The organism is Kitasatospora sp. NPDC056327, assembly GCF_042261735.1.
In the GTDB taxonomy this organism is placed as follows: domain Bacteria; phylum Actinomycetota; class Actinomycetes; order Streptomycetales; family Streptomycetaceae; genus Kitasatospora.
In genome coordinates, this window is record NZ_JBHJRC010000339.1 from 1 (window position 1) to 8,641 (window position 8,641).

Below are 8,641 nucleotides of genomic sequence, written 5' to 3' on the forward strand. Positions count from 1 at the left end.
TGGTCCTGGTAGCCGTAACCGCCCTGCTGCTGGTAACCCTGCGCCGCCTGCTGCCCGTACGGCCCCGGCTGCTCGTAGGCCCCCGGCTGCTCGTAGGACTGCGGGTACCCCTGCTGCGGGTACTGGTCCGGCTGCTGGTACTGGTCCTGGTAGCCGTAACCGCCCTGCTGCTGGTAACCCTGCGCCGCCTGCTGCCCGTACGGCCCCGGCTGCTCGTAGGCCCCCGGCTGCTCGTACGGATCGGGCTGCTGCTGCTCGTAGCCACCCTGCTGCTGGTACGGCTGGTACTGCTGGTACTGCCCGGTCGACCAGTCGTCCGGCTGCCCGGGCTGCTGCCCCTGCGGTCCCCTGCGCTCGCTCATCCGTCGGTCGGCCCCTCCGGGATCAGGTCCGGTTCGGCGCGTACAGCGCCCGCTTGTCGATGTAGCGCACCACGCCGTCCGGGACGAGGTACCAGACCGGCTCGCCCTTGGCGACCCGGTCGCGGCAGTCCGTGGAGGAGATGGCCAGCGCGGGCACCTCGACCAGGGAGACCCCGCCCACCGGCAGCCCGGCGTCCGTCAGCGTGTGCCCCGGCCTGGTGCATCCGATGAAGTGGGCGAGCGAGAAGAGCTCGTCGGAGTCCCGCCAGGAGAGGATCTGGGCGAGCGCGTCGGCGCCGGTGATGAAGAAGAGGTCGGCGTCCGGGTGCTCCGCGTGCAGGTCGCGCAGGGTGTCGACGGTGTACGTCGGGCCCTCGCGGTCGATGTCGATCCGGCTGACCGAGAACTGGGGGTTCTCCGCGGTGGCGATGACCGTCATCAGGTAGCGGTCCTCGGCGGGCGTGACCTGCCGGTCGCTCTTCTGCCACGGCTGCCCGGTGGGGACGAAGATCACCTCGTCCAGGTGGAACGCGCTGGCCACCTCACTGGCGGCGACCAGGTGCCCGTGGTGGATCGGGTCGAAGGTGCCGCCCATCACGCCGAGGCGACGCTTCGCCGGCGCCGGTACGCCGGGACTCCCGGTCTGCTCTCCCATGGCGCCACACCTTACGCGACGCCCGTTACGGTGCGGGAACGGCCGGGCGACGGGCGTCCCGGGGGCGGTGCCGCGCCCCGGGCCGCCGTCGGAGCGGTCAGCGGTCCCGGTTGAAGCGGGTGGTCACGAAGAGCAGCAGCAGCAGGACGAACAGGGCGGCGCCACCCGTCAGGTACGGGTTGAGGCTGTCGTGGTTGCCCCCCTCGCCCTCGTTCGCGAGAAGGTTCAGGACGGGGAGTGCGGCAGCAGTGCTCATGGTCGGCGGGACCTTCTCGGCTCGGATGACGGGCGGGGGGTGTCGTGCGGGCCGGTGAGGACCCACCCGTCATCGTACGGGGGGTTACAAGGCAACCGCTCGGCGGCCCACCGCGCCTGAACGGCCGTGAGCCGGGCCCGGGGGACGGCGGCCCGGTGGCCCCGCGGGCGGCCCGGTGGCCCTGCGGCCGGCGGGAGTCCGGGCGGCCCGGTCAGTTGTTGCGGCCGGCCCGCAGCAGGATCCAGGCGAGCAGGCCCACGCCGACGAACGACGCGATCAGGATGATCCGCAGGAAGAGTCCGGGGCCGGCCTCGCCGGAGATCGGGGCGGCCAGGCTGGCAAGGGCGGCGGTGGACATCTGCGGGCTCCTCGGACTGCTCGGTGCCGCGGCCGGAGGTGGCCCGGCTCTCCCGGGCATTCAGGGTAAACCGCCCTCACACCGCGGCCCCCCACCGCCCCCGCGGGCACGCTCCGTGGCTCCCCGGACGGCCGACCGGACGGCCCGCACGGGCCCGGAGGACGGTCCGGAGGCCCCTCCGGCACGGCCCCGGAGGACTGTCCGGGTCCGCGTAGGGTGACCTCCGGGGACGAGTACGCAACCGCGGACGTTGCACAGACAGTCGTTGCAGGCGAAGACCAGCGGGGACCGGCCGGGGGCCGGGGGCCGCCGTCGACAGGGAGGTACTCACACCATGACCGACACCACCTCGAAGTCTCCGAGCCGGCGCCGCCAGCGCTTCCCGGAGATCTCCACCCGGGCCTGGGAACACCCGGCGGACCGCTCGGCGCTCGTGGCGCTGCGCAAGCTCACCGGCTTCGACGACGTGCTGAAGAGGCTCGCCGGGCTGGTCTCCGAGCGCTCGATCCGGCTGATGTTCCTGGCCACCGCCGTGAAGACCTCCGAGCGGCAGTTCCCCGAGCTGCACGGCATGGTGCGCGACGCCGCCTACGTGCTCGACCTCGACAAGGTGCCGGACCTCTACGTCACCCAGGACCCGGCGGTCAACGCCTTCTGCATCGGCATCGACACGCCGGTGATCGTGGTCACCAGCGGCCTGGTGGAGCTGCTGGACGAGGAGGAGCTCCGCTCGGTGATCGGCCACGAGGTCGGCCACGCGATGTCCGGGCACGCGGTCTACCGGACGATGCTGATGATCCTCACCAACATCGCCGCCCGGATCGCCTGGGTGCCGCTCGGCAACCTGGCGATCATGGCGATAGTCACCGCGCTCAAGGAGTGGTTCCGCAAGGCGGAGCTCTCCAGCGACCGGGCCGGCCTGCTGGCCGGGCAGGACCTCCAGGCGTCGATGCGGGCCCTGATGAAGCTCGCCGGCGGCCACAACCTGGCCGAGATGAACGTGGACGCCTTCCTGGAGCAGGCCGAGGAGTACGAGAAGGCCGGCGACCTGCGGGACGGTGTGCTCAAGCTGCTGCAGGTGCTGCCGCAGAGCCACCCGTTCGCGGTGGTCCGGGTCGCCCAGCTCAAGAAGTGGGCCGAGAGCGACGAGTACCGCTCCATCCTGGCCGGTGCCTACCCGCGCCGCACCGACGACCCGGACACCTCGGTCGGCGAGCAGTGGCGGGCCGCCGCCGAGCACTACACGACCACGGTGAAGGAGAGCAAGGACCCGCTGATGGGCCTCATCCGCGATGTCGCGGGCGGCGCGGCCACCGTCGGCGGCAAGCTCCGTGACACCTTCACCGGCGCCGGGCGCAGCAACGGCAACGGCAACGGAAGCAGCGGAAGCAGCAAGGACGACGGCACCACCGGCACCGACTGACCGGGGCAGTACGAGCAGGAACGCTTCTGCGACGGCCCCCGGCCACCCCGGCCGGGGGCCGTCGGCGTCCCCCTCGTCCCGTCGTCCCCGGGCCCCCGGGTCCACAGGTCACCGCAGCCACGGGCCCGCAGGTCACCGCGGCCCCGCGCCCGCACGGCCGCCCGTTCCCGCCCCGCCTCAGCCGCCCGCCAGCACCCCGCACAGCTGCCAGGCCGGCCGTGCGTGGTTGCCCGGATCCACCGCCGGCGGCCCGGCCGGTGGCGCGGTGGCCTCGGTCCCCGCCAGCACCGGCTGCACCACCCCGGCCAGCGAGCCGTCGCACGGCGCCGGCCCGGCCTGCAGCACCGAGTCCACCAGCCGCAACTGCCCGGCCGACAGGTCGACCCGGTCGAACTCGAAGGTCAGCTGCCGCCGCACGGTCTCCAGGGTGACCGGCGCCCCGGCCGGCGCCCCGGCGGCCTTCAGCGCGTAGACGAAGGTGTGGTCGGTGGTGATCCGCAGCGTGCTGCTGTCCGACTCGTCGATCCGCATCGCCCCGGCCACCTTCACGGTGTCCGCGGCCAGCGCGACCTGCGCCGGGTCGAAGCGGACCAGCCAGCCGGTCAGCGCGTGGTGCCGGTCGTCGACCGGCTGCGACACGCTCGCGTCGAACTGCGCCTGCTCGCCGGGCGTGATGAAGACCCGCACGTCCGCGGTCGCCCCCTGCACCAGCACGGCGGGCGCCAGCGAGGACGCCACCAGGTAGCGCTGCACGGTGTCGAGCGCCTTGGTCACCTCGACCCGGGAGAAGTGCCCGGTGGCCGCGCCGGCCGGTGTCCCCAGTCCGACCGCGCCGTCGCTGTAGCCGGCCGGCAGGCCCGCGAACGGGCTGGCCGGATCGGCGACCGGGTGGACCACCGAGGCGGGGCTCAGCGCCACCACGCTGACGGTCAGCTGGCTGCCCTGGGGCCGGGCGGTGGGCCGGACCGGCGAACTGACGCCGAAGTACACGGCGGCCGCGAAGGCCAGCAGGATCACCAGCAGCAGCGCGAGCGCCTGCCGGGGCACGGTGCCGAGCGGCCCCAGCCCGACCTTCGCCCGGGTGGGCCGGCCGAAGGCGCCGGACAGCCGCTCGCGCGCCGAGAGCTCCTGGATGCGGGCAGCCCGGACGAACGATTCGTCGAAGACGACGGACCGGTACTCGTCATCGTTTCCGGAACCACCTTCGGGCGCACCCTCAGGAGGCTCGCGCGGGTCACCCATGACACCAGGGTAAGGCGCACCCTCGCCCTGCCACGAGGGTGCTGCGGTAGATCGCCGGAAGCTCTCCGTGACCGGCGGCGCCCCGCGAGGGGCGCCCCGGTCCGGTCCTCCGGCCGGTCGGCGTCAGCCTGTCGGGGCGGTGACCACCAGCGACGGCTCGGCCGGCGCCGGCACCGGGTCGACCCCGGGGCTGGTGCTGCCGGACTCGGGCCGCCGCGGGGCGCCACCGGCCCCGCCCACGCCCTGGTAGATCGCCGCCACGGCCACCGCGACCAGGCTCACGCCCATGATCACGGCGAGCACCCAGGCCACCGGCCGGTGCCAGCGCTGCTGGGCGACGTACCGGCCGCGGCCGGCGCCGATCGGGTCGAAACCGCCCGGGCGCCAGCGCCGCGAGCGCCGTCCGGCGGACCGGCCGGGGCCGGTCCACGGATCGGGATAGTGGTGGTCGTCGTCGAGCCGGCTCGGGTACGGGCGCAGCTCCAGTGGCACTCCGTCCGCGGCGGGGGCTTCGTAGCCCCAGCCGGGTCCGGCCGAGTCCGGCTCGAAACGGGCCTCGGCGGCGGCGAGCTGCCGCTCCTTGGCCGTCGGTTCGTGCACGGCGGCGGACCGTACGAAGGCCTCGTCGAAGACCACGGTGGCGAACTCGTCGTCCGCACCACCGTGGTCGGCACCGTCGGGGTACGGCGAACCCCCCACATCGTCAGCCACGGATTCAGCGTATTACCGGGCGGGCGATTTGTCTGGGCCTCGGACCAGTTGGTCCGTCACCCGTGTGACGACGGGCCCGCCGGGGTCCGGGCGGGCCGGCCCCGGCCGGCGGCTCAGGCGCCGCCCACGGTCGGCGTCGCCTCACCCCGGACGTGGCCGTCACCAGTGACGATGTACTTGGTGCTGGTCAGCTCGGGCAGTCCCATCGGGCCGCGGGCGTGCAGCTTCTGGGTGGAGATGCCGATCTCGGCGCCGAACCCGAACTCACCGCCGTCGGTGAACCTGGTCGAGGCGTTGACGGCGACGGTGGTCGAGTCGACGAGCCGGGTGAAGCGGCGGGCGGCGGCCTGCGAGCCGGTGACGATGGCCTCGGTGTGGCCGGAGGTCCAGCGGCGGATGTGCGCCACGGCGGCGTCCAGCGAGGGGACCACGGCGGCGGCGATGTCGTACGACAGGTACTCGGCCTCCCAGTCCTCGTCGGTGGCGGGCACCACGGTGGCGGCGGAGCCCTCGGCCGCCTTGAGCACCGCGTCGTCGCCGTGCACGGTGACGCCGGCCCCGGCCAGCGCGGCGAGCGCGAGCGGCAGGAACTCCTCGGCGACGTCCTGGTGGACCAGCAGGGTCTCGGCCGCGTTGCAGACGCTGACGCGCTGGGCCTTGGAGTTGAGCAGGATGCCGACGGCCATCCCGAGGTCCGCCGCGGCGTCGACGTAGACGTGGCAGTTGCCGGTGCCGGTCTCGATGACCGGGACGGTGGAGCCCTCGACGACGGTGCGGATCAGCGAGGCGCCGCCGCGCGGGATGAGCACGTCGACCAGGCCGCGGGCGCGCATCAGCTCCCGCACGGACTCCCGGCTCTCGCCGGGGACCAGCTGGACGGCGTCGGCCGGCAGTCCGGCGGCCTCGACGGCGTCGCGCACCACCGCGACCAGCGCGGTGTTGGAGCGGTAGGCGGAGGCGGAACCGCGCAGCAGCACGGCGTTGCCGGACTTCAGGCAGAGCGCGGCGGCGTCGACCGTGACGTTGGGGCGGGCCTCGTAGATGATGCCGACGACGCCGAGCGGGACGCGGACCTGCCGCACGTCCAGCCCGTTGGGCAGGGTGTAGCCGCGCAGGACCTCGCCGACCGGGTCGGGCAGGCCGGCCACGTCGCGGACGTCGGCGGCGATCGCGGCGATCCGCTCCGCGGTGAGCGCGAGCCGGTCGATCACCGACTCGGGGGTGCCGGCGGCGCGGGCGCGCTCGACGTCCTCGGCGTTGGCGGCGGTGATCTCGGCGGCACGGGCGACCAGGGCGTCGGCGACCGCCCGCAGCGCGGCGTCCTTCGCACCGCGCGGCAGCGGGGCGAGCTCGGCGGCCGCCTCCCGGGCTCGGCGCGCTACGGCGAGGACGGGGCTGTCGGCGGTGGCGAGGTCGCTGCTCATGCGCCCAGGGTAGTGGAGGGGTCCGGCCCTCCCCCGCCCGTTTCGCCCCGTGAGACCCGGCTCCGGCGGCCCGGCCCGCGCCGGCCGGCGCCGGTCGGCGCGGGCCCGTCCGCCAAGGCCCGTCGGCCGGCCCCGGCCGCCGGAACCGCCGCGGGACCGCGCCCTGCCCGCCGTCAGTAGGGGTAGACCCCGCCCAGCTGCGGCGCCGGTCCGGCGAAGCCCTCGGCCACCCGCTTGTGGTACGTCGCCCGGTCCACCACCTCCAGCCCGACGATCTCCCACGGCGGCAGCTTCGCCGTCGCCTTGTGCTCGCCCCACAGCCGCAGCGCGATCGCCGCCGCGTCGTGCAGGTCGCGGGCCTGCTCCCAGTAACGGATCTCGGCGTGGTCGGCGGCGTAACGGGCGGTCAGGAAGAACGAGTGGTCGTGCGCCAACCGCTCCAGCCCGGCCCGCAGTTCCGTCAGCGGGGTGACCGGCCCGGCCACGCTGAGCACCACGTGCCAGAGCCGGGCCTGATCGGGCGCGGTGGGCGGCTCGGCGGCGGGGCGCCGCTCCGTCCGGAACCGGTGCACCGTGCCGGCCCCCTGGGGCGGCGGACCGGCCGGACCGGCGGGACCGTCGTCCCCGCCGCCGTCGATGCTGGTCAGCCGCCGGCCCGCGGTCCCTCCGGTCAGCGCTGCCTCGCGCCTGCGTTCCACCGGCGGCCTCCTGTTCGGCGATGTCGTGTCGTCGTACCCGCCGGCCCCGGCCGGCGCGCGGACGACCGCGCCCCTCTTCGCCCGTGGCCGGACGTGCTCCCCGTGCGGAACCGCCCGCGTTCCGGCGGCCCGGCGGCGGGTCAGCCGCGCAGGACGACCAGGTCGTCGCGGTGGACGACCTCCCGCTCGTAGGCGGCGCCGAACTCCTGGGCCAGGTCCCGGGTGGACCGGCCTAGCAGGCGGGGCAACTCCCTCGCATCAAAGTTGACCAGTCCGCGCGCCACGATGTGGCCGTTTTCGGCAAGAAGGTCCACCGGATCACCCGCGGCGAACTCGCCGTCGACCCCGACGACCCCGGCCGGCAGCAGCGAGGCGCCGCCGGAGACGACGGCGTCGACCGCGCCGTCGTCCAGGTGCAGGGCCCCGCGCGGGCTGCTGGCGTGGGCGAGCCAGAGCATCCGGTCGGAGGAGCGGCTGCCGGTGCGCAGGAACAGGGTGCCGGTGGGGCGCCCGGCGAGCGCGTCGGCGGCCTGGCTGGCGGCGGTGAGGACGACGGGGATGCCCGCGCCGGTGGCGATCCGGGCGGCCTCGACCTTGGTGACCATGCCGCCGGTGCCGACCCCGGCCTTGCCGGCGCTGCCGATCTCGATGCCGTCGAGGTCCTGCGGGCCGGCCACCTCGGCGATCCGGCTGGTGCCGGGGCGGCTGGGGTCGCCGTCGTAGAGGCCGTCGACGTCGGAGAGCAGGACCAGCAGGTCGGCGCGGACGAGGTGGGCGACGAGGGCGGCCAGCCGGTCGTTGTCGCCGAACTTGATTTCGGCGGTGGCGACGGTGTCGTTCTCGTTGACGACCGGCATCGCGCCCATCGCGAGCAGCTGGTCGAGGGTGCGGTAGGCGTTGCGGTAGTGGGCGCGGCGGCTGGCGTCCTCGGCGGTCAGCAGGACCTGGCCGACGCGCAGGCCGTAGCGGGCGAAGGAGGCGGTGTAGCGGGCGATCAGCAGACCCTGGCCGACGCTGGCGGCGGCCTGCTGGCGGGCGAGGTCCTTGGGCCGGCGCTCCAGGCCGAGCGGGGCGAGGCCGGCGGCGATGGCGCCGGAGGAGACGAGGACGACCTCGGGGGCGCCGGGGCGGGTACGGACCTTGGCGAGGGCGTCGACGAGGGCGTCGACCCGGTCGGCGTCGATGCCGCCCGCGGCGGTGGTCAGTGAGGAGGAGCCGACCTTGACGACGATGCGCCGGGCGGTCAGCACCTCCGCCCGCAGTTCGTCCTCGCTCATCTCGGGTTCGCCCTTCCGGTGTGGTGCGCGCTGGCGGCGGGCGCCGGGGCCCGGCCGTGTCCCCCGCAATCTACGCGATCGGCGTGCCCCGCCCGCACCCCTTTCCACCCGCCGGACAGCCGCCGCACAGCCGTCGTACCGCCACCGCACAGCCACCGGACGACCGCCGCGCGGCCCCCTCGCCGCCCGCCCCGCGGCCGCCCGGCCCCCGCCGACGCGGAAGCCCCCGCCGCCC

General features: G+C 75.0%; 9 protein-coding genes and 1 pseudogene. 1 reads left to right on the forward strand and 9 read right to left on the reverse strand.

Annotated elements, in window-relative coordinates:
- From ACFCX4_RS31840 to ACFCX4_RS31855, 4 genes and pseudogenes are all read right to left on the reverse strand, one after another.
- Window positions 1-362: pseudogene (locus ACFCX4_RS31840) on the reverse strand (hypothetical protein); the annotation flags it as partial.
- Window positions 363-384: 22 nt separating this feature from the next.
- Window positions 385-1,017 carry a nicotinate-nucleotide adenylyltransferase gene (nadD, locus tag ACFCX4_RS31845; RefSeq protein WP_376150158.1) on the reverse strand — a complete coding sequence of 211 codons (633 nt, stop codon included), beginning with the start codon at window positions 1,015-1,017 and terminating at the stop codon, window positions 385-387.
- 97 nt (window positions 1,018-1,114) lie between these two features.
- Complete coding sequence (locus ACFCX4_RS31850; RefSeq protein WP_350569256.1) at window positions 1,115-1,273, reverse strand: hypothetical protein; 159 nt, start codon at window positions 1,271-1,273, stop codon at window positions 1,115-1,117.
- 211 nt (window positions 1,274-1,484) lie between these two features.
- A complete protein-coding gene (locus tag ACFCX4_RS31855; RefSeq protein WP_376150160.1) occupies window positions 1,485-1,631 on the reverse strand; it encodes a hypothetical protein in 147 nt (48 codons plus the stop codon).
- 334 nt (window positions 1,632-1,965) lie between these two features.
- Between ACFCX4_RS31855 and ACFCX4_RS31860 the strand changes: the two genes are divergently transcribed.
- Window positions 1,966-3,054: a M48 family metallopeptidase gene (locus tag ACFCX4_RS31860; RefSeq protein WP_376150162.1), complete on the forward strand. Its 1,089-nt coding sequence runs from the start codon at window positions 1,966-1,968 to the stop codon at window positions 3,052-3,054.
- A 177-nt stretch (window positions 3,055-3,231) separates the two neighbouring features.
- Here the strand turns inward: ACFCX4_RS31860 and ACFCX4_RS31865 are convergent, their stop codons facing one another.
- From ACFCX4_RS31865 to proB, 5 genes are all read right to left on the reverse strand, one after another.
- The gene (locus ACFCX4_RS31865) at window positions 3,232-4,296 is read right to left on the reverse strand and encodes a hypothetical protein (protein ID WP_376150164.1); all 1,065 of its coding nucleotides are present in this window, start codon (window positions 4,294-4,296) and stop codon (window positions 3,232-3,234) included.
- A 123-nt stretch (window positions 4,297-4,419) separates the two neighbouring features.
- Window positions 4,420-5,007, reverse strand: coding sequence for a hypothetical protein (locus ACFCX4_RS31870; protein WP_376150166.1), 588 nt, complete (start codon window positions 5,005-5,007; stop codon window positions 4,420-4,422).
- 113 nt (window positions 5,008-5,120) lie between these two features.
- Complete coding sequence (locus ACFCX4_RS31875) at window positions 5,121-6,431, reverse strand: glutamate-5-semialdehyde dehydrogenase (RefSeq protein WP_376150168.1); 1,311 nt, start codon at window positions 6,429-6,431, stop codon at window positions 5,121-5,123.
- Between the two features lie 173 nt (window positions 6,432-6,604).
- Window positions 6,605-7,129: a hypothetical protein gene (locus ACFCX4_RS31880; RefSeq protein WP_376150170.1), complete on the reverse strand. Its 525-nt coding sequence runs from the start codon at window positions 7,127-7,129 to the stop codon at window positions 6,605-6,607.
- A 140-nt stretch (window positions 7,130-7,269) separates the two neighbouring features.
- Complete coding sequence (gene proB, locus ACFCX4_RS31885; RefSeq protein WP_376150172.1) at window positions 7,270-8,406, reverse strand: glutamate 5-kinase; 1,137 nt, start codon at window positions 8,404-8,406, stop codon at window positions 7,270-7,272.
- Window positions 8,407-8,641 lie beyond the last annotated feature (235 nt).

Bases quoted from the DNA above. Each gene is read 5' to 3' on its own strand.
- nadD (WP_376150158.1), bottom strand. From the start codon at position 1,017: ATGGGAGAGCAGACCGGGAGTCCCGGCGTACCGGCGCCGGCGAAGCGT.
- ACFCX4_RS31850 (WP_350569256.1), bottom strand. From the start codon at position 1,273: ATGAGCACTGCTGCCGCACTCCCCGTCCTGAACCTTCTCGCGAACGAG.
- ACFCX4_RS31855 (WP_376150160.1), bottom strand. From the start codon at position 1,631: ATGTCCACCGCCGCCCTTGCCAGCCTGGCCGCCCCGATCTCCGGCGAG.
- ACFCX4_RS31860 (WP_376150162.1), top strand. From the start codon at position 1,966: ATGACCGACACCACCTCGAAGTCTCCGAGCCGGCGCCGCCAGCGCTTC.
- ACFCX4_RS31865 (WP_376150164.1), bottom strand. From the start codon at position 4,296: ATGGGTGACCCGCGCGAGCCTCCTGAGGGTGCGCCCGAAGGTGGTTCC.
- ACFCX4_RS31875 (WP_376150168.1), bottom strand. From the start codon at position 6,431: ATGAGCAGCGACCTCGCCACCGCCGACAGCCCCGTCCTCGCCGTAGCG.
- proB (WP_376150172.1), bottom strand. From the start codon at position 8,406: ATGAGCGAGGACGAACTGCGGGCGGAGGTGCTGACCGCCCGGCGCATC.